The organism is Allobosea sp. BK604 (genome assembly GCF_004341515.1).
In the GTDB taxonomy this organism is placed as follows: domain Bacteria; phylum Pseudomonadota; class Alphaproteobacteria; order Rhizobiales; family Beijerinckiaceae; genus Allobosea.
The window spans coordinates 157,571-176,992 of record NZ_SLZF01000012.1 but is presented as its reverse complement, the minus strand read 5'-3'; the positions used below and the strand labels follow the sequence as shown (position 1 = coordinate 176,992).

Here is a 19,422-nt window from a genome sequence, read left to right as displayed (position 1 = left end):
TATGCCTGCTTGCCAGCGTGCTGCTCGGTGTTGCCGACTCGGGTTTTCAGTCCGTCATGTCGGCGTGCTCTAACCGATAGCGGCGCGCAGAGCCGCACCGTCCGGCATCCCTGCTTGCGCGCCCTTTGCCTGGCAGGCGAGCGAGCCGCCAATGCAGGCTTCATTCAGCGCGGCCGCGATCTCCGCTCCGGCACCGAGGCTCGCCGCCAGGACGCCGACAAACGTGTCGCCCGCGCCTGTCGTGTCGATGGGCCGGATGGCCAGGGCAGGCGCAAGATAGCGCTCGCCTGCCGGAGTGAAGGCGATGGCGCCGCGCTCGCCAGCCGTGGCGATGCAGGTTGCCTTGCCGGAACTCGCGATGTTTCGCGCGTCGGCTTCCAGTCCCTGATCGTCGACGCCCAGGATTGCGGCGGCGGACCGGGCCTCGATCTCATTGACGACGAAGAGGTCGGTCACGTCCAGCAGCATGTCGAGTTCGGCGCGCCCGAACCCCGGCGGTACCGGTGCAAAGTTCCAGATCACCCGACCCCCGCACGCCTTGAGCCGCCTCGCGACCTCAAGGGAGGTCGGGAACGGAACCTCCATCTGGAAGACGCCGATCGTATGCGTGTCGACGAATTCGCTCGGAACAGCGCCGGCTGTCGGCTGCAGATTCGCGCCGCTGGCTACGGTGATGGCGTTCTGGCCGGTGACATCGACGGTGATGAAGGCGCAGCCCGTCGGCTCCTCGCCCGGGGTTACCGCACTGACATCGACGCCGTTCGCTGCGAGATTGGCCGTGCACATCCGCCCGAACGCGTCGTCGCCGACGCAGCCGACCATCGCGACCAGGCCCGGCTCGGCGACGCGGGCTGCCGCTACCGCCTGGTTCGCGCCCTTGCCGCCGAAGAGATGCGCATAGCTCGGCGAGAGCACGGTCTCGCCAGGGCGTGGGATCGTGGCGACCTCGGCGACGAGGTCCATGTTGATCGATCCGAAGACGAGAATCATTCCGGCTCCCGAAGGTCGTGCGGGCGTCGCGCGTCTCGTGGGACGCGGGCCTATTTCAGGCCCGACGAGGCGATGTTCCGCAGATAGAGTTTCTGGAAGGCCAGGAACGGGATCAGCGCGACAAGGCAGGCGATGGTGGTCGATGAGAACAGCCGCCCCCAGGAGGTCTCCTCGAAGGAGATGTTCCGGGTGATGGCGATCTGCACCAGCGTGTGGTCGGGCGAGGGCGCGGCGACGAGCGGCCAGAAGAAGGCTTCCCATTGCGTGATGAACTGCATCAGCGCGCCCGTCACCACGACCGGCCATGACAGCGGCAGCGCGATCTTCAGGAAGATGTGCAGCCAGGAGGCGCCGTCGACCCGCGCCGCCTCGTAGAATTCCTTGGGCACGCCGACGAAGAACTGGCGGAACAGGAAGATCACCAGCCCGTTCGCCACTTCCGGCAGGATCAGCGCCCGGTAGCTGTCGACCCAACCGAACCAGCGGATGATCTGGTAGAGCGGGATGACGATCGCCTCGAACGGCATCATCGCCGAAGCCAGCACCAGGACCAGCAGGAGCTTGCGGCCGGGAAACTCGAAGACCGCGAAAGCGAAGCCGGCGGCTGAATTGACGAGGACGCCGAGCAGCATCGTCGTTCCCGCGACGAAGAGCGAGTTCAAGAGGGCGCGCGGAAAGCCGCTATCGGCGAGCGAGAGATAATTCTCGAAGGTGAGCCTGCCCGGCACGAAAGTGCGCCAGCCGAACTGGTGGCTGTTGGCGAAGATCTCGCCGGCCGGACGGAAGGAGGACATCACCAGCCAGACCAGCGGCAGCAGCAGCAGGCAGGCGAGGGCGGAGAGCGCGAGATAGCGCGCGCCGGTGAGGCCGAGGCGGCGGCCCATGGTGCCGTCGACGGTGCTCAACTTTCATCCTCCCCATGGCGCAACAGCTTGAGCTGGACGATGGCGACCCCGATCACGATCAGCAGGATCACCGAGGAATAGGCGAGCGAGCGCCCCCAGTTCATGAAGGTGAAGGCGGCCTCATAGGCGCGGAACATCATCAGCGAGGTCGCGTCGTTAGGGCCGCCGCTGGTGATGATGTAGACCGGCGCGAAGAACAGGAAGTTCACCGCCGTGTCCGCGATGAGCACGAAGGTCAGCGGCCGGCGCATCTGCGGCAAGGTGATGTGCCAGAAGCGCTGCCAGCTATTGGCGCCGTCGATGCGCGCCGCCTCGTAGAGCTGGTCGTCGATGCCGAAAAGGCCGGCGAGCAGGAAGACCATCCAGTAGCCGCAGCCCTTCCAGCTCGCGACCGCGATCATCGTGCCGAGCGCCTGGTCCTCGCTCCGGAAGAAGCCCTGGCGGGCGAAGCCGAGCTGTTCCAGCAGCGCGTTGATCGGCCCGAGCGTCTGGTCGAGCAGCATCGACCAGAGCACGGCGGTGAGCCCGATCGACAGCGTCATCGGCAGGAAGAAGGCGGCGCGGAAGAAGGTGATACCGCGTCCTGGCCGCAGCACCAGGAGTGCCATGGCGAAGGAGATGGCGATCTGGAACGGGTTGATGATCAGATTGAACAGGATCGTCGTGCGCAGCGAATGCCAGAAGCCCATGTCCTCGAACAGGCTGGCGAAATTGGCGAGGCCGACGAAGACCTGATCGCCCTCCAGATTCTCGCGATAGAGCGCCCCCAGCCCGGCGACGCCGATCGGCGCCAGCCGGAAGATGACGAGCCCGAGCAGCGCCGGCGCCAGGAAGAGCGCGGCGAGGCCGAGATGGGAGCGGGGCTTTTTCAGGCGCGGCAGGGCCTTTGGACCGGCTGCCGCCGCACCCGATGCTGTCAGTTCCGTCACGTACGACACCCTGTCACGAACGGTACTTGGTCACGAGCGGTACTTGGTCATGAGCGGTACTTGGCCATTTCGCGGTCGATATCCTTGGCGGCGCGCTGCAGGCGCGGACCCGCATCGGCGCCGCCGGTGATCTCGCGGATCGAGATGCGCAGGATATCCTCGTATTCGCGCCAGCCCGGCGTCGCCGGGCGCGGCACGGCGGTGTTGTCGAGCTCGTAGCGCATAATCTTCCAGCCTGGCGTGTTGAGCACGTCGGACATCGAATCCCAGACGCTGCGGATCACCGGCGGGTTGGAGCGCAGGCGCGCCTGCATCTCGATGGTCGCGGGCTCGGCCAGGAAGCGGATGAAGGCCTCTGTCGCCTCCTTCTGCTTGGTGCGCGGGTTCATGCCGACATGCCAGCTGCCGGTCGGGGTCACCGGCTTGCCGTCGGCGAAATAGGGGTGGGCGGCGACCGTCCAATCCAGCCCCTCGCGGCTGCCGAAGATGCTGATATTGGAGTTGGTGCCGAGGAACATCGCGGCGCGGCCGGTGGCGAAAAGCTCCTGCGCCAGGTTGGGCTCGAACACGTTCGGCGGCGAGACCTGGTGCTTGGTGTAGAGCTCGCCATACCAGCGCATCGCGTCGATGAAGGGCGCGCTGTCGACGAAGCCCGTCGCGGTCAGCCCGTCCGGGCCGATCACGGTTGCGCCCTTCGACTGGGCCAGCGGCAGCAGCTGATAGGGACGCTCGGCCTGCTCGATGACGAGGCCCCAGCGGTTGCTGCCCTTGTCGGTCAGCTTCTTCGCGGCTTCGAGCACCTGGTCCCAGGTCCAGCGGCCGTTGACATCGGCCGGTGGCGGCGTGACGCCGGCTTCCTTGAAGATCTTGGCGTTGATGTAGAGCAGCTGGCTGCTGGAGAAGAGCGGCAGCGTGTAGAGCTTGCCGCGGAAGCTGCCCTGGTCGCGCGCCGCCTTGGTGTAGCGGGAGACATCGACGAGGCCGTCGAGCTCCTGGAGATGACGGCGCACGGCATAGGAGGCGGTCAACGGTCCGTCGGCGATGTAGATGTCCGGCGTCGGCCCGCGCGATTGCAGCCTGACCTCGATGGCCTGGAACAGCTCGGCGAAGGGCAGGCGCTCGTCGCGCAACGTGACGCCCGGATTGAGCTCCTTGAACTTGTTGAAGATCGGCGTGACATGGCCCTCGGGCCATGCCTGCCAGATGACGTTCAACTCTCCCTTGGCCTGGGCGAACGCGCCGCGCGCGGCGAAAGCCGTCGCGCTGGCGGCCAGCAGGCTCATGGCATGGCGCCGTGTCAGCATGTTTCTCTCCCCTTCTGGTTTCTTGCCTTCGTGGCTTCGTGCGTTGCGACTTCTTGTTTCAGCTGTCGTAGCTCACCACCGCGTCGACAACCTTGTCGACCACGGCGTCACCGTCGATCTCCAGCGCGACCAGCGCGTTAGCCTTCTGCTGCTGGCGGGTGGCGCCCGCCGGCTCGCTGAGGAAGGTGCGCAGGTCGCAGATCGTCGTGCCGCGCACCTGCGGGCTGCCGAGCTCCATGTGGACATGGCACTCGCGATGCTTGATCAGATCGGGATGGACGAAGGGCACGACCGCGCAGGAATCGTGCATCGGCGCGCCGCCGAGCCCGTAGACCGAATGCGAGCGGCGGGCATAGAACTCCTGGAGGTCGCCCATCACCTTGCCGACCGCACCGCCGCTGGCGCGCATGCGCGCGACATGCGGCTCGCGGATCAGCGCCTGACGGGTGATGTTGAGCCCGGCCATCATGACCGGGATGCCGCAGTCGAACACGGCGGCGGCGGCCTCCGGATCGGCCCAGAGGTTGAACTCGGCGGTGGCCGTGACATTGCCCAGCGTGGTGCTGCCGCCCATGATGCTGAGGCCCTTGAGCAGCTCCGGCAGCTTCGGTTCGAGGCGCAGCGCCAGCGCGACATTGGTCATCGGCCCGACCGCGATCAGCACCAGCTCGCCCGGTGCGCGCCTGGCCTCGCGGATGATGGTCAGCGCGGCGTGCTCGCCGGTGACGTCGCGGTCCGGAACCGGCAGGTCGGCACCGTCGATGCCGCTCTTGCCGTGCAGGGTCTGCTTCTGGAGCTTGGGCTGGACCAGCGGCCGGTCGGCACCGGCCGAGATCGGCACGTTCAGCTTGGCGAGCGTGCAAACCGAGAGCGCGTTGCGGGTGGTGTCCTCCAGCGGCGCGTTGCCGTGGACGGTCGTGATCGCCACCAGGTCGAGATGCTTGGCCGCATAGAGGATGGCCATCGCATCGTCATGGCCGGGATCGCAATCGATAAGCACGCGGGTCATTGGTCAGAGCCTTGTTCAGCTGCAGGCGGGGCGACTTGGCGGCTGCGCTCGGCAGCGCCGCCGTGAAACGCGGCGAAAAGGGCATCCGGGGAGCGCGCGCATGCGCATCGGCGGCGACGCTGTCGCTCTCCTCCATGGGACGTCCTCCTCGGTGCAGGGCGGTTCCGATCCACCTCTTGCATACGTGTGCAACGTTAGCCTTGACGCCTCGCTCCGGTCAAGCCACTGATCGTTGCGATGACAGATTTGGGCAAGCGTCGCTGGGTCACGTCACTGGAGGTCGCACAGCTCGCCGGCGTGTCGCGCTCGGCGGTTTCGCGCTGCTTCACCCCTGGAGCCAGCATCGCGGAGGAGACGCGCTGGCGCGTGATGGAGGCGGCGGAGCAGCTTGGCTACCGCCCGAACGCCATCGCGCGCGGCTTGAACACGCAGCGCTCGGGCCTTATCGGCATCGTCGTCGCCGATGTCGGCAATCCCTTCTATGCGCGCCTGGTCGAGGCGCTGGCGATCGAGATCCAGGGCAGGGGCAAGGCACCGCTTGTCTTCGCGGCGAAGGAGGCGGGGGCGGCCGACGCGCTGCTGCCGGAGCTGCTATCCTTCCAGGTCGATGGCGTGCTCGTCACCAGCGCCACGCTCTCCCTGCGCGTCACCCGGCTCTATGACGCGGCGCGCACACCGATCGTGCTGCTCGACCGCATGGCCGAGGATGACGAGGATGTCGCCGGCGATATCAGCGCCGACAATGTCGCCGGTGCCGCGATGATCGCCGATCTCTTCGCCGAGACCGGCCGGCGCCGGCCCGCCTTCATCGCCGGCCTCGAGAATACCTCGACCAGCCGCGACCGCGCTACGGGCTTCATCGCCGGATTGTCCCGGCACGGGCTCGACCTCGTCGGCCGCGATGTCGGCCAATACGATTATGCTGGCGGGCAGGCGGCGGCGCGGCGGCTGCTCGGCGCAAGCGAGCGGCCGGACGCGATCTTCTGCGCCAATGACGAGATGGCGCTGGCCGTTCTCGACGTCGCGCGCAGCGAATTCGGTCTCAGCGTTCCGCAGGACCTGTCCGTGGCAGGGTTCGACAATGCCGCGCCGGGCGCGCTTGCCGCCTATAGCCTGACCACTGTCGACCAGGACATTGAACGCATGGCGCATGAAGCGGTGGGCATGCTCGAGCGCTGGCTCCAAACCGGACGCCAATCGAGCCCGCTTCGCCTGCCATGCCGGCTCGTGAGGCGCGCTACGACCCTTTAGGAATGGGCGGGAGAAGGCCGCCAACGCCGATCTGCCCGTCTATTCTTCACGATCGCAAACGTGCAAGCGCTAAGTGAACGCCGTGGGCAGAGCCCCGCGATCGGGCCGAAAATCATTGGTTGCGCATATAATATCCAATATATTATGAAAGGCGTAAGCGCGACCGGGGCAAAGTGAAGCCAGATTGGCGGTTGCGCCAAAGACAGGCGGTCTCACCAGGATCTCCCTCGCGACGATCCGCAGTCGCCCTAGGAAATGCGCCAATGAGCCTGCGTCTCGACATCAGTTCCCGCAAGCCGTTCGCACAAGGCGACCCCTTCGGGGCCGTGGGAGCCTACGAGGCAATCTCCGGCAAAGCTTTTTTCGCCATCGACCCCCTGGCGAACGAGAACGCGGCTGTCGTCGATCTCGCTCTTGCGCCAAGGGATGCTGATGGCCTGGTCTCGCTTTCCGCCGACTTCTTCATTCTGAAGCCGATCGACATAAATCGCAGCAATCGGCGGCTGTTCTTCGACTATGGCAATCGCGGCAACAAGCGGGCGCTGCAGTTCTTCAACGACGCGCCGGCCGCGAACCGTCCAACGACGCTGGATCATGCGGGCAACGGCTTCCTGATGCGGAGCGGATACACGATCGTCTGGCTCGGGTGGCAAGGTGACCTGCTCCCCGGAAGCGATCGGCTGCTGCTCGATGTGCCGACCGCGACCCAGAACGGGCAACCGATCGTCGGCACGATCCGAACCGAGTTCGTGGCGACGAAGCCGGGTACGCTATCGCTTCCACTCAGCAGCGTCGCGTCGACACGCAGCTATCCTCCGGTCTCGCGCGACACCACCAAGGCGCAGCTGACGCGTCGGCGTTACGCCGAGTCCAGGCGCGTACCGATCGAGGCTGACGCCTGGTCCTTCGCGCGGGTGGAGCATGGCAGCGGCGTCGAGCACGGTCCCGAGATCGCGATCGTTCCGTCGGATAGCCATCTCTATGTGGCAGGCGGTTTCGAACCGGGCTGGATCTACGAACTCATCTATGAGGCGCGCGATCCGCTCGTTCTCGGGCTCGGTCACGTGGCGGTTCGCGATTTTGTCGATTTTCTGCGCACCAGCCCGACCGACAGCGATGGAACCGCCAATCCGCTGCAGGAGCAGGGCGCGTATATCGAGAAGGCCTATGCCTGGGGCCGTTCGCAGACCGGTCGCTGCATCAGGGACTTCCTCTATCTCGGCTTCAACGACAACGGTCGCGGCGAGCCTGTCTTCGATGGTGTCCTCCCGCATGTCGCGGGAGCCGGCAAGAAGTGGCTGAACCATCGCTTCGCGAATGCGGTCGTGCTGTCAGGCTGTGAGTACGAGAACCATTTCACGGTCGTCGACAGGTTCCCCTTCGCCTACGCGTCCTCGATCGATCATTTGACGGGGCGAACGGACGCAATCCTCAAACGACCTGCAACCGACCCTCTCGTCATTCACACCGATACCTGTTCCGAATACTGGAATCGTCGCGGATCGCTTGTCGTCACAGACACTCAAGGAAACGATCTACCGCAGCCCGATATTGTCCGTGTCTACATGTGGGCGAGCTCGCAGCATTTCGCCGCGGTCGAGAACACGCCGCCGCAACGCGGCCTGAACGGGCTCGGCGAGTATCTCGACAACATCGTCTCGACCTCGATGTTCTTCCGCGCGACGCTGACATTGCTGGATGTTTGGGCGACGACCGGCAAGGCGCCGCCGCCGAGCCATCATCCGAGACGCGAGGACGCAACCCTCGTCAGCTATCAAGCCTGGAAGCAACAGTTCCCCGCCATTCCGGGCCGCGCCATCCCGAAGCAGGCCAGTCGTCTCCGGCTTCTCGATTTCGGGCCGGACATCGATCGTGGCGTGATCGGACATCACCCGCCCAGATTCGTCGGTGACAGGGAATATGCCGTGCTCGTTCCGGCCGTCGATCGGGACGGGATCGATCTGGCGGGCGTGAAGGCTCCGATGGTGCAGGCGCCGCTCGGGACCTATGTCGGCTGGAACCTTCGCCGGTCCGATCTCGGCCTCGGCGCCATGCTCGGCGTGACCGGCAGCTACCTCCCGTTCCCCGAGGATGAGGAGGAGCGCGAGCAGTCAGGCGACCCGCGCATCTCGATCATGGAACGCTATCCCTCGTCCGAAGCCTATCGGGAGGCGATCCGCCAGGCGGCCGAACGGCTCGCGGGCCAGGGCCTGATGCTGTGGGAAGATGTCGAACCCGCCGTGCGCGCCGCCGCCGATTGGGGGCGCCCGCGCCATGTCGTGCGGCTGCGAGCGCAAGGAGCCGGAACGAGTAGCCCTATCTAGCTGCCCGGGGATAGCGGCTTCAGGCGCTGCATGACCTCGTCCAAGGCCACGCGAATATGCTGTTCCATGAGCTTGCAGGCCTTTTTCGTATCCCCCTTGGCGTAGGCATCAACGATATTCCGGTGATCGACGAGTGCGCGCTGCCGCGCTTCCTGGACATTGATCTGCACGCGCAAGTACCGGTCGGCCGAATTATGGAGCGAGGTGAGGATCGCCATCATTCGCGGCCGTTTCGCCGGTTCGCACATCCTCACATGCAGCGCCCAGTTCAGGCTGCTCAGCTCTTCCGGGCCGGCATCGTTCTTGATCGCATTCTCATAGCGCGTCAGGACCTGCTGGACCGCCAGCACGTCCGCCGGCGTACGAAGTTTCATGGCTTCGTTGAGCATGAAGGGCTCGATTAGCGCGCGAGCCTCGAAAATCTCCTGCGCGTCGTCAGGCGACAGGATCGCGACCATCGCTCCGCGATGGGTATGGATCGTCACCAGGCCTTCCGCTTCGAGCTGGAGCAGGGCTTCGCGGACGGGAATGCGGCTGACCCCGAGCTCGGCAGCCAGAGCCTCCTGCCGAATGAGCTCTCCGCCCTTGTAGGAGCCGTCGATGATCTTCTGGCGGATGAAATCAGCCACATCGCTGGTGACCGTTCGACGTTTGAGCATCTGACGCGAATCTCCCGCTGGAGCGTGTGTCTCGTACGAAGATATCCAAAATAAACCGTTTGCGGTGCCGCTCCGCCTGTTTTTCCACGTGTCTCGCCGCGGCGATCGATCCCCCGCGCATGCTGCGACCGCCTTCGCCGTCCAGGCGATGACCCAAACCCGGCCGCCTCATGCCTGCGCCTGCGTTCGCAGCATCTTGCTCAACAATCGCGCAGCCACGACCGCCGCAGCCGCAAACGAACCTTGACAGAGATTGCTATACAATATCCATTCATACGGATGCATCTCGTTTGACAAGGCGGTCTCCCGATCGGCGGGACAGCTGCCGCGAACGACAGCTCACGGGAGGCGTGAAGGCATGGATCGTCGTCAATTTCTGTCCGGCTCGGCCGGGCTCGTAGCAGCCAACAGCTTGTCGGGACCGATCGGCTCGGCCCTGGCTCAACCGAAGGCGTCGCAGATCGTCGTGATGACCTGGGGCGGACAATGGGGCGATGCGCTCAAGGCGAGCAGCGACGTCATCTTCGAGCAGGAGACCGGCGTGAAGGTCGTGCAGGATCGCGGCTCGACGCCCGACCAGCGCATCACCAAGGTCAAGCTCAGCGTCAACAACCAGCAATACGACATCATCCAGCTCGTCGACCTGATGGCGCAGCTCGGCCTCGAACAGGGCGCCTTGCAGCCGCTCAACCTCGACTCGCCGCGCCTGCCCAACCTGAGGAAGGTGCCGAAGCGCTTCTTCACCGGAAGCTGGGTCGCGCTGAACTATTCACCGCTCGGCATCGTCTACAACACCAAGCTGAAGAACCCGCCGAAATCCTTCGCCGATCTGTGGAAGCCCGAGTTCAAGGGCCGGATCGCGCTGCCCGAGATCTCGCATTCCATCGGCTCCTACATCATCCCGATCGGCGCCATGGCCGCCGGCAAGAGCCCGAGCGACGAGAAGGCCGGCTTCGAGATGCTGAAGAAGATGGTCGACCAGCAACCCATGTTCATCAAGGACACGGACTCGATCATGAACTCGTTGCGCAACGAGGATGCGCTGGTGGGCCTGCTGTACAAGGCGCAGACCTATACGCTGCAGGGCTGGGGCGGAACGGTCGACTGGGTCTGGCCGAGCGAGGGCGCCATCGCCTATGCCAGCGGTGCCGGCATCGCCAAGGGCACCAAGAATCTCGAACTGGCCGAGACCTATCTGAACACCCTGCTCGATCCGCGCTTCCAGAAGGTCATCGCCGAACGCTTCAACTATGCCGGCAGCAACCCGGATACCGAGGCCGTCCTGACGCCGGAATTGCAGAAACGCGTTCACATGAGCGAGGACGACTTCAAGCGGCTCGTCGAGCTCGACCCGGTCATGATGATGACCAAGCGGGCCGAGTGGACCGATCGCTGGAACCGGGCCGTCTCCGGCGGCTGATCAGCACACCATCCAGTCCTGTGGCGCTCGGCGCCGGCATCCGTGGAGGGTGCCGGCAGCGCCTTGTCGTTGCCGTTTCCAGCAGAGCCGCGAAAGACCAATGATCAACCAGTCAAACCGGCCGGACGTCCGTTTCGAGAATGTCCGCAAGACCTATGGCAAGGCCACGGCAGTTCGAGACCTGTCGCTCAGCATTCCGCAGGGCAGCTTCTTTTCTCTGCTCGGCCCCTCCGGCTGCGGGAAGACGACGACGCTGAGGCTCATCGCCGGCTTCGAGGTTCCGGATTCCGGTGACGTCTTCATTCGCGACCAGCGCGTGACGGATGTCGCGCCGTACAAGCGCGATTTCGCCATGGTGTTCCAGAATTTCGCGCTGTTCCCGCATCTCAATGTCGCGGAGAACGTCGCTTTCGGGCTGCGCATGAGCGGGGTGCCCAAGGCCGAGCGCGCCGCTGCGGTCGCCGCCGCGCTCGACCTGGTCAAGCTCGGCAACTTTGCCGACCGCTATCCGAAGCAGCTCTCGGGCGGCCAGCAGCAGCGCGTGGCCATTGCCCGCGCCATCGTCATGAAACCGGCCGTGCTCCTGCTCGACGAGCCGCTCGGCGCGCTCGACAAGAATTTGCGCGAGTCCATGCAGGTCGAACTGCGCTCGCTGCAGCGCAAGCTCGGCATCACCACGGTCTTCGTCACCCATGACCAGGAAGAAGCGCTGACGATGTCCGACCAGATCGCCGTGATGCGCGACGGCGTGGTCGAGCAGCTCGGGGCGCCGCGCGAGATCTACGAGCGGCCCGCCACCGAATTCGTGGCGACCTTCCTTGGCGCCAGCAATCTGATCGATGTCGTGGCGGTCGCGGCCGAGGCGGACCAGACGCTGGTCGAGGCGCCGTGCGGGCGCTTCACGATCCCCGGACGCCATGGGCCGGGAACGAGGTTGCGGGTCTCGATCCGGCCGGAGCGCGTCGCGCTGGCGAAGGCCGAGGCGAACGCCGCGATCCCGGCGACGGTCCGCGACGTCGTCTATCGCGGCATGACCGCCCATATCACGTTGGACGCGAACGGCTTGCCGCTGATGGCTTTCGTGCAGAATTCCGCCGAGGCCGCCATCGACTGGCAGCCGGGCGAGGCCGCGTCGATCGCGTTTCCGACGGGGAGCCTCGGCGTCCTCGCGCAAGGACAGGCGTGATGACGAAGCTCGTGATGACACGCAGGCTCGCATCCTTCGCGCTGCTTGCCCCGCCTCTGTTCGTATCGATCATCTTCTTCATCGTGCCGCTGGGATTGCTGTTCTGGGTCAGCATCCACGGTTCATCCAGCAGTGAGCTCTACAGCGATCAGATCACGGCGGAGAACTATATCGCGATCATCAGTGACAGCTTCTATCTGACGATCGTGCAACGCACCCTCGGTGCCGGCGCGACCATCCTGGCCCTCTGCCTCGTCTTCGGCTACGCGACCGCCTATGTGCTCGCGCCCCTGAGCCCGCGCGCACGCCTGTGGCTGCTGCTTCTGCTGTCCCTGCCGCTGCTCGTCAGCAATGTCGTGCGCGCCTATGGCTGGCTCACGCTGCTCGGGCGGCAGGGCCTGGTCAATGTCGTGCTGCAGAAGGCCGGGGCGATCGACGCGCCGCTGGTCATGCTCAACACCTTCCAGGCCGTGGCCTTCGCGCTGATGACGATCATGCTGCCCTATATGGTCATCTCGATCTGCAACGCGTTGGCGACGATCGATTCCTATTATCGGGAAGCCGCCCAGTCGCTCCGGGCCAATCCCTTCCAGACCTTCGTCCACGTCACCTGGCCGCTGTCGAGCCCGGGCGTGGCGTCGGGAATGCTTCTGGTCTTCCTGATGTCGCTCAGCGCCTATGTCGCGATCGTGCTGCTCGGCGGCCCCCGCATGAAACTCCTGGTCAGCCTGATCTTCGACAGCGCCGCGACCTTCCGCTGGCCGCTGGCCGCCGCGATGTCCTTCGTGCTGCTCGCCATCGCGCTCGTCGTCTGCGCGCTCATCCTGATGGTGCTGCGGCCGCAGCGCGTCCAGGGCAGGGGATAACGTCATGCATCGTCTTCTCGTCGCCATGACGGTCTTCACCTATCTCTTCATCCTGCTGCCGATCCTCGTCGTCGTCGTTTCCGCCTTCTCGCCGACGGAGTTCTTCGTCTTCCCGCCGCCTGGCCTGTCGCTGCGCTGGTTCGCGACGTTCTTCGGCACGGAGAGCATGCGCAACGCGTTCACGCTCAGCATCCAACTCGCCATCGTCTCCAGCATCCTGGCGACATTGGTCGGCACGATGGGCGGCCTCTACATCGCACGACGGCGCGGCCTGGCGGCGAGCATCCTGCAAGGCATCTTTCTCGCGCCGCTCGTCTTTCCGGCGATCGTGCTCGGCCTGTCCTTGCTGCTGTTCTTCAAGCTGCTCGGCGGCATGCCGGCCTTCACCGGCCTGGTCATCGCGCATTGCGTGCTCGGCATGCCCTTCGTCGTCCGGTCGGTGGCCGCCAGCGTCCTTGCGGTCGACCCGGTGCTCGAGGAAGCGGCGCAGAGCCTGCGAGCGGGCCCGCTCCGGGGATTCGCACTCGTGACGCTGCCATTGATCTGGCCCGGCATCCTGGCAGGCGGCATCTTTGCCTTCATCCTCTCCTTCGGCGAGCTGAACGCGGCGCTGTTCCTGACCGGCCCCGGCATCAGCACCTTGCCCATCGAGATCTTCGACTACCTGCAATTCTCGGTCGGCCAGCTCGTCATCGCCGCCGCCTCGGCCCTGCAGATCGGTCTCATCCTGATTGTGGTGTTCGGGCTGGAGCGTCTCGTGGGCCTCGCCCGCGTGGTACGGTCCTGAGCGCCCAAGGGCGCTATGGACAAGCGATTGAATGCAGGATATTGGATCCAATACGCAGATCAAGGAGCGCTAACATGACCATCTGGACCGGTGTCTTCCCGGCGGTGACGACCAAGCTGAACGAGGATGGCAGCCTCGATCTCGACGCCTGCCAGAAGTCGGTCGACCGGCTGATCAAGAACGGTGTTTCCGGCGTCATCGTCCTGCCGATGCTCGGCGAGAACGCGTCGCTCTCGATCGGCGAGCGCGAGTCCGTCATTCGCGCCGGCGTCGAGGCCGCTGCCGGGCGCGTCCCGGTGCTCTCCGGCATCTGCGAAACCACCGTCGAGACGGTCAAGGCGAATGCCCGCAAATACGAGAGCTTCGGCGCCCAGGGCCTGATGGCGTTCCCGAGCCTCGGCTACAAGACCGATCCGCGCGAGACCGTGCACTGGTACAAGCAGCTGGCCAGCGCCTCGGCACTGCCGATCATGATCTACAACAACCCGATCGCCTATGGCGTCGACGTGACGCCAGAGATGCTCCTCCAGCTCGCGGACACCAGGGAAATCGTCTGCATCAAGGAAGAGACCGGCGATATCCGGCGCGTCACGGATACCTATATCGCCTGCGGAGACCGCTTCAGCGTGTTCTGCGGTGTCGACGATCTCATCGTCGAAAGCGCCGCGCTCGGCGTCACCGGCTGGGTCTCCGGCATGACCAACGCCTGGCCGGCCGAATGCGTGCAGCTGTTCAATCTCTGCCGGGCCAACAAATACGCGGAAGCGCGCGAGCTTTATCGCATCCTGACGCCGTCCTTCCATCTCGATACCCATGTCAAGCTGGTGCAGTACATCAAGCTCGCCGAGCACCTCGTCTATGGCGCTCCGGAATGGACGCGCGCACCGCGCCTCCCGCTCGTCGGCGAGGAGCGCAAGCACGTCATCGATACGGTGCAGGCCGCAATCGATGCCCTGAAGGCGCGCGCGAAGCTCGCGGCGTGACGCAGGTGGCCGGCCGGGATTCCGGCGGGCCGCGGTTAGGCAAATGTTGCGAGGCTCGCTGATGGCAAGCCTCGCAGCCTGTCATTCGGAGCGAGCATGAGATTACAGCAGGTCGTCACCGTCGTCGGCGCTCACGCCGAAGGGGAGGTTGGGCGGGTCATCACCGGCGGCGTGATCGCGCCGCGCGCGAACTCGATGTTCGAGCGCCAGGTCGCGATCCAGCGCGACCAGGACTGGCTCAGGACCATGCTGCTGTCTGATCCACGCGGCAGCGTGAACGCCGCGGTCAATCTGGTGACACCGCCGGTCGCTGCCGAAGCCGATTTCGGCATGATCGTGATCGAGTCGGATTACTACCCGCCGATGTCGGGCTCGAACCTGATCTGCACCGTGACCGCCGTCCTCGAGACGGGCATGATTGGGATGCGCGATGGCGTCGTGAAGCTGTGCGTGGATACCCCTGCCGGGCTTGTCCAGGTCGAGGCCGAATGTGACGGCGGCAAGTGCCGCCGCGTGTCCTTCCAGAACGTGCCGGCCTTCGTGATGCATCGCGACAAGAGCGTGGATGTCCCCGGGCTCGGGCGCATCCAGGTCGATGTGAGCTATGGCGGCATGATCTATGTCATCGTCTCCGCCGACAGCCTCGGATTCCGGCTGGAGCGGAACGACGCGCGCGCGCTGGTGGAACTCGGGGAGCGGATCAAGCTGGCGGCGGCGGAGCAGCTCCCCTCCGTCCACCCCGAGAATCCCGGCATTCATACCATCAACCAGACCTTGTTCGCCGGCCCGCTCCACGAGAGGGACGGGATCAAGAGCGCCAGGAATGCCGTGATCGTCTCCCCGGGCCGTGTCGACCGCAGCCCCTGCGGCACCGGCAGCTCGGCGCGCATGGCCTTGATGCATGCCCGCGGCGAATTGGAGGTCGGCGAGGCATTCAACCATTATTCGCTGCTCGATACGGTCTTCGGATGCAGGATCGAGGGGACCGCGACAGTCGGGGGGGGCCCGGCCGTGATGACGCGCGTCGCGGGGCGAGCCTGGCTGACTGGGGTTTCCTGTTACGGCACGGACCCCGAAGATCCGTTCCCCGAGGGCTATCGCCTGAACGACACATGGATGTCGTGCTGATCGAATGGGCGCAGGGAATGCAGATCATGAGACTTGGGTTTATCGGCACCGGGGCCATCGCGGCCGCCATCATCGAAGGGCTATGTGCTGTGGATCGCGACCATGCGATCACCCTGTCCCCACGCAATGCCGATGTCGCGGCTGATCTGGCTGCGCGCTTCTCGAATGTGCGCGTTGCGGCGACAAATCAGGCCGTGCTGGATGCGAGCGATGTCGTGTTCCTCGCGGTTCGGCCACAGATCGCGGATGGCGTCCTGCGCGCGCTGCGGTTCCGGCCGGATCACCACGCGATCAGCCTGATCGCCGCGGTCTCCCTGGACTACCTCAAGGAGGTCACGGCTCCAGCGTCGACCGTCACCAGGGCGGTGCCGATCCCCACAGTCGCGCAACGGCAGGGGCCGACCGCTTTCTTCCCGCCACACCCGACCGTGAAAGCGCTGTTCGAGCCGCTGGGCACGGCGATTGAACTGGATAACGAGAGCGAGTTCCACGCCTTTACGGCCGGGACGGCGATGATGGCGAGCTATTTCCAGTTCGCCGAGGCGATTTCCTCATGGATGGTTGCCAATGGCGTCGCACATGAAAAGGCCCAGCCCTATGTCGGTCAGATGCTGGTCGGGCTGGGCGGCAATCTCGGCGCGGCAGCGGGGCGGGAATTCGCCGCGCTCGCCGCGGAGTATCAGACGCGCGGCGGCCTGAACGAGCAGGTCCTGAATTTTCTGAGCGCCCAGGGCGTCTTCTCGAATGTCTCGCTCGCCCTTGATGCCATCAAGGAAAGGCTGATCAGGGCTCAGGCCTAGCCCTCGGCCAACTCCGGCACTTAACCGGGGACGTCGAGCGCTCGTCCAAGACCTCATGGAAGGTCTGGAGGTTCGCAAGGCGACCCCTGCCTTTCACCGCACGGCCAGCAAACGGTGTGATCGAGCGCCCTCACGCCCGGCTGTCGAGGCTGCACGCCTGCTTTCGCGACCCAAAATCCCCGCATCTGACTTGGAAGGATCAAGAGATGTCCATCGCACGTATCCAGCCCAATGGCCGCCTGTCCCAGGCAGTCGCCCATGCCCAGACTGTCTACCTCACCGGGCAGGTTGGCGTCGAAGACCAGAGCATCGAGGAGCAGACCCGCTCCGTGCTGGCTTCAATCGACCGGCTGCTGGCTGCTGCGGGGACCGACAAGTCGCGGATTCTCCAGGCGATTGTCTGGCTGGCCGACAGGCGGGATTTCGCCGGCATGAATGCGGTTTGGGACAAGTGGGTCGATCCCACCAATCCGCCGGCACGCTCGACCGGCCAGATGGCTCTGCTCGAGCCCGGCCTGAAGGTCGAGATCACGATCGTCGCCGCGACCTCCTAGAGCATTTCCGCGTTTCTTCGAATCGCGAAAAATCTCTATCTACTTGTTTTGACGCATTTTCTTCACGCGAACCGGTATCCACTTCGCTCGAAAATGCTCTAAACCCGTTCCAGCGATCCGCTGACGTCTTCACGCTGCCGGCGCTCCTCAAGCGCCGGCAGCGCAACTGTGTGACGAGTGAGGGCAGAGCTCAACGACATCCGGCGCCAGGCGCGCAAGTCGTTTGCTCCCCCAAGTATCGAATGATTTCGCGCGCGCAGTGGTCGTCCGCGCAGCCAGCCATCGAGTTCGGCGACGGCGCCGATCAGGACCGCTTGCGCGGGTTCAGGACGTCGCGGAGCTGGTCGCCGATGAGGTTGATCGAGACGACTGTCGCGAGCAGGGCCAGCCCCGGATAGAAGCTGATCCAGAACTTCCCCGAGAGCATGTACTGGTAGCCGTTGGCGATGAGCAGGCCGAGGCTCGGTTCGGTGACCGGCACGCCCAGGCCAAGGAAGGACAAGGTCGCCTCGAGTGCGATCGCACGCCCGACCTGGATCGTGACGATGACCATGAGCGGCGGCATGCAGTTCGGCAGCAGATGACCGAACAGGATGCGCAGGGGCGAGGCGCCATGGCAGATGGCGGCTTCGATATATTCCTTGCGCCGCTCCCGGAGCGCGCTCGCCCGCGCGGTTCGCGCATAGGTCGCCCATTCGACGATCACCAGGGCCAGGATGACATTGAAGACGCCCTTGCCGAGGAAGGACAGGATCATCAGCGCGACGAGAATCGTGGGAAAGGACAGCTGCAGGTCGACGAGGCGCATCAGCGCGCTCTCGATGCGGCCCCCGGCATAGGCCGCGAACAGTCCCAGCGTCGTGCCGATCGCGGCGGCGACCAGGGCCGAACAGACGCCGACAAGCAACGATATCCGCAGGCCGTAGAGGATGCCCGACAGCATGTCGCGCCCCTGGTCGTCGGTGCCGAGCCAGTAGACCATGCCCGTCGCCGAGCGGGAGCCGGGCGGCAGGCGGCCATCCATGATGTCCAGCTGCATCAGGTCGTAGGGGTTCTGCGGCGCCAGCAGAGGCGCGAAAAGCGCGGCCAGCGCGATGACAGTGAAGAGAACGAGCCCGAGCATGGCCAGCCGCGACTGGCTGAAGGCGCGCGCGAAGCGACGAAGCGGCGTCTGGACGAGAACCGCTTCGACCTGGCCCTGTGAAACATGCGTGTTCATCGATGAGGCTCATCCAGAGAAGGCGAATACGGCGGGGCCGGCGGTGTCCCGGCAAGTGCCGGACGTCAGTTCTCGAGGCGTATTCGGGGGTCGAGCGATGCGTAGATCAGATCGACGACGAGGTTGATGACGATGAAGAGCACGACGATCACCAGCAGGTAGGCGACGATCATCGGCCGATCGAGCAGGTGGATGCTGTCGATGATCAGCTTGCCCATGCCGGGCCAAGCGAAGATCGTCTCGGTCACGACCGAGAAGGCGATGACGGAGCCGAACTCCAGTCCGACGACCGTGGCGACCGGGATCAGCGTATTCCTGAGCACATGGGTGCGGATGACGGCGCCTTCGGAGAGGCCCTTGGCGAAAGCGGTGCGGACATAATCCTGTGGCATGACCTCTCCCGTCTCGGCCCGCGCCAGGCGCATCACGAGCGAGATCTTGAACAGGGCGAGATTGAGCGCGGGCAGCACGAGATGCCTCAGGCCGTCGGCGGTCAGGAACGACCAGTGCATCCCGAGGAATTCGCGGGTTTCACCGCGGCCGCCGGTTGGCAGCCAGCCGAGCTGGACCGAGAAGAGCATGATCAGCAGCAGGCCGACCCAGAAGCTCGGAAGCGAGAAGCCGAGGATCGAGATCGCCATGACGGCCCGGGCGCCGGGGGCATTGGGGCGCAGGCCGGCATAGAGGCCGAGCGGAATGCCGACGAGCACGGCGAAGACCATCGCGACCAGCGCCAGCTCGAGCGTCGCAGGCATGCGCTGCAGGATGACCTTGAGTGCCGGCTCGCCGAACACGAAGCTCTTGCCAAAATCGCCGTGCAGCACGCCCCACAGGAACGAGGCGTATTGCTCCCACAGGGGCTTATCCAGGCCAAGCTGCGCGATCACCCGCGCGCGCTCGATCTGGTCGGCATCCGGCGGGATCAGGATATCCGCCGGATTGCCGATGACATTGACGCCGATGAAGACGATCACCGTCATCGCCAGCATGACGAAGATCGCTTGCACGACGCGGCGGGCCAGCCAGCCAATCATGGTCGCATCATCCTATCGCAGCCCGGCAGCGATGGCGGCTCGCAGGAGCGAGCCCGACGGTCGCTACGGGGGGC

General features: G+C 65.1%; 19 protein-coding genes. 10 read left to right on the top strand and 9 right to left on the bottom strand.

Annotated features, from left to right (window positions below; genetic code table 11):
- Window positions 1-69: 69 nt before the first annotated feature.
- From EV560_RS30590 to EV560_RS35920, 6 genes are read right to left on the bottom strand one after another with little or no spacing between them, the layout of a single operon-like run.
- Window positions 70-990, bottom strand: coding sequence for a ribokinase (locus tag EV560_RS30590; protein WP_131859633.1), 921 nt, complete (start codon window positions 988-990; stop codon window positions 70-72).
- Window positions 991-1,040: 50 nt separating this feature from the next.
- A complete protein-coding gene (locus EV560_RS30585; protein ID WP_131859632.1) occupies window positions 1,041-1,895 on the bottom strand; it encodes a carbohydrate ABC transporter permease in 855 nt (284 codons plus the stop codon).
- Window positions 1,892-2,824, bottom strand: a complete 933-nt coding sequence (locus tag EV560_RS30580; protein WP_131859631.1) for a carbohydrate ABC transporter permease — start codon at window positions 2,822-2,824, stop codon at window positions 1,892-1,894. The genes EV560_RS30585 and EV560_RS30580 overlap by 4 nt, the downstream gene beginning before the upstream one ends.
- Window positions 2,825-2,871: 47 nt before the next feature.
- On the bottom strand, window positions 2,872-4,128 hold the full coding sequence (locus tag EV560_RS30575; protein ID WP_131859630.1) for an ABC transporter substrate-binding protein: 1,257 nt from the start codon (window positions 4,126-4,128) through the stop codon (window positions 2,872-2,874).
- Window positions 4,129-4,186: 58 nt separating this feature from the next.
- Window positions 4,187-5,137 carry a nucleoside hydrolase gene (locus EV560_RS30570; protein WP_131859629.1) on the bottom strand — a complete coding sequence of 317 codons (951 nt, stop codon included), beginning with the start codon at window positions 5,135-5,137 and terminating at the stop codon, window positions 4,187-4,189.
- Complete coding sequence (locus tag EV560_RS35920; RefSeq protein ID WP_165923715.1) at window positions 5,100-5,273, bottom strand: hypothetical protein; 174 nt, start codon at window positions 5,271-5,273, stop codon at window positions 5,100-5,102. Before EV560_RS35920 ends, EV560_RS30570 begins: the two co-directional genes overlap by 38 nt.
- A 101-nt stretch (window positions 5,274-5,374) precedes the next feature.
- Here EV560_RS35920 and EV560_RS30565 point away from each other — a divergent pair, with 101 nt between their 5' ends.
- Window positions 5,375-6,388, top strand: coding sequence for a LacI family DNA-binding transcriptional regulator (locus tag EV560_RS30565; RefSeq protein WP_131859628.1), 1,014 nt, complete (start codon window positions 5,375-5,377; stop codon window positions 6,386-6,388).
- Between the two features lie 263 nt (window positions 6,389-6,651).
- Window positions 6,652-8,712 carry an alpha/beta hydrolase domain-containing protein gene (locus tag EV560_RS30560; protein ID WP_131859627.1) on the top strand — a complete coding sequence of 687 codons (2,061 nt, stop codon included), beginning with the start codon at window positions 6,652-6,654 and terminating at the stop codon, window positions 8,710-8,712.
- On the opposite strand, the gene EV560_RS30555 is transcribed toward EV560_RS30560, so the two are convergent.
- Window positions 8,709-9,371: a GntR family transcriptional regulator gene (locus EV560_RS30555; protein ID WP_131859626.1), complete on the bottom strand. Its 663-nt coding sequence runs from the start codon at window positions 9,369-9,371 to the stop codon at window positions 8,709-8,711. The genes EV560_RS30560 and EV560_RS30555 overlap by 4 nt on opposite strands.
- Before the next feature lie 358 nt (window positions 9,372-9,729).
- Here EV560_RS30555 and EV560_RS30550 point away from each other — a divergent pair, with 358 nt between their 5' ends.
- From EV560_RS30550 to EV560_RS30515, 8 genes are all read left to right on the top strand, one after another.
- On the top strand, window positions 9,730-10,791 hold the full coding sequence (locus EV560_RS30550; RefSeq protein ID WP_131859625.1) for an ABC transporter substrate-binding protein: 1,062 nt from the start codon (window positions 9,730-9,732) through the stop codon (window positions 10,789-10,791).
- Window positions 10,792-10,891: 100 nt separating this feature from the next.
- Entirely contained in the window at window positions 10,892-11,977 is a 1,086-nt protein-coding gene (locus EV560_RS30545; RefSeq protein WP_131859624.1) for an ABC transporter ATP-binding protein, read from the top strand.
- Window positions 11,977-12,843 carry an ABC transporter permease gene (locus EV560_RS30540; RefSeq protein WP_131859623.1) on the top strand — a complete coding sequence of 289 codons (867 nt, stop codon included), beginning with the start codon at window positions 11,977-11,979 and terminating at the stop codon, window positions 12,841-12,843. The genes EV560_RS30545 and EV560_RS30540 overlap by 1 nt, the downstream gene beginning before the upstream one ends.
- A gap of 4 nt (window positions 12,844-12,847) precedes the next feature.
- Window positions 12,848-13,630 (top strand): ABC transporter permease, encoded by a 783-nt coding sequence (locus tag EV560_RS30535; RefSeq protein ID WP_131859622.1) that lies wholly within the window; start codon window positions 12,848-12,850, stop codon window positions 13,628-13,630.
- Window positions 13,631-13,704: 74 nt separating this feature from the next.
- Window positions 13,705-14,613 carry a dihydrodipicolinate synthase family protein gene (locus EV560_RS30530; RefSeq protein ID WP_131859621.1) on the top strand — a complete coding sequence of 303 codons (909 nt, stop codon included), beginning with the start codon at window positions 13,705-13,707 and terminating at the stop codon, window positions 14,611-14,613.
- Window positions 14,614-14,709: 96 nt separating this feature from the next.
- Window positions 14,710-15,741, top strand: coding sequence for a proline racemase family protein (locus EV560_RS30525; RefSeq protein ID WP_131859620.1), 1,032 nt, complete (start codon window positions 14,710-14,712; stop codon window positions 15,739-15,741).
- A gap of 26 nt (window positions 15,742-15,767) precedes the next feature.
- Window positions 15,768-16,541: a pyrroline-5-carboxylate reductase gene (locus EV560_RS30520; protein ID WP_131859619.1), complete on the top strand. Its 774-nt coding sequence runs from the start codon at window positions 15,768-15,770 to the stop codon at window positions 16,539-16,541.
- A gap of 206 nt (window positions 16,542-16,747) precedes the next feature.
- Window positions 16,748-17,095, top strand: a complete 348-nt coding sequence (locus EV560_RS30515; protein ID WP_131859618.1) for a RidA family protein — start codon at window positions 16,748-16,750, stop codon at window positions 17,093-17,095.
- 304 nt (window positions 17,096-17,399) lie between these two features.
- On the opposite strand, the gene EV560_RS30510 is transcribed toward EV560_RS30515, so the two are convergent.
- Window positions 17,400-18,314: an ABC transporter permease gene (locus EV560_RS30510; protein ID WP_131859617.1), complete on the bottom strand. Its 915-nt coding sequence runs from the start codon at window positions 18,312-18,314 to the stop codon at window positions 17,400-17,402.
- Window positions 18,315-18,379: 65 nt separating this feature from the next.
- Window positions 18,380-19,348, bottom strand: a complete 969-nt coding sequence (locus EV560_RS30505) for an ABC transporter permease (RefSeq protein ID WP_131859616.1) — start codon at window positions 19,346-19,348, stop codon at window positions 18,380-18,382.
- Between the last annotated feature and the right edge of the window lie 74 nt (window positions 19,349-19,422).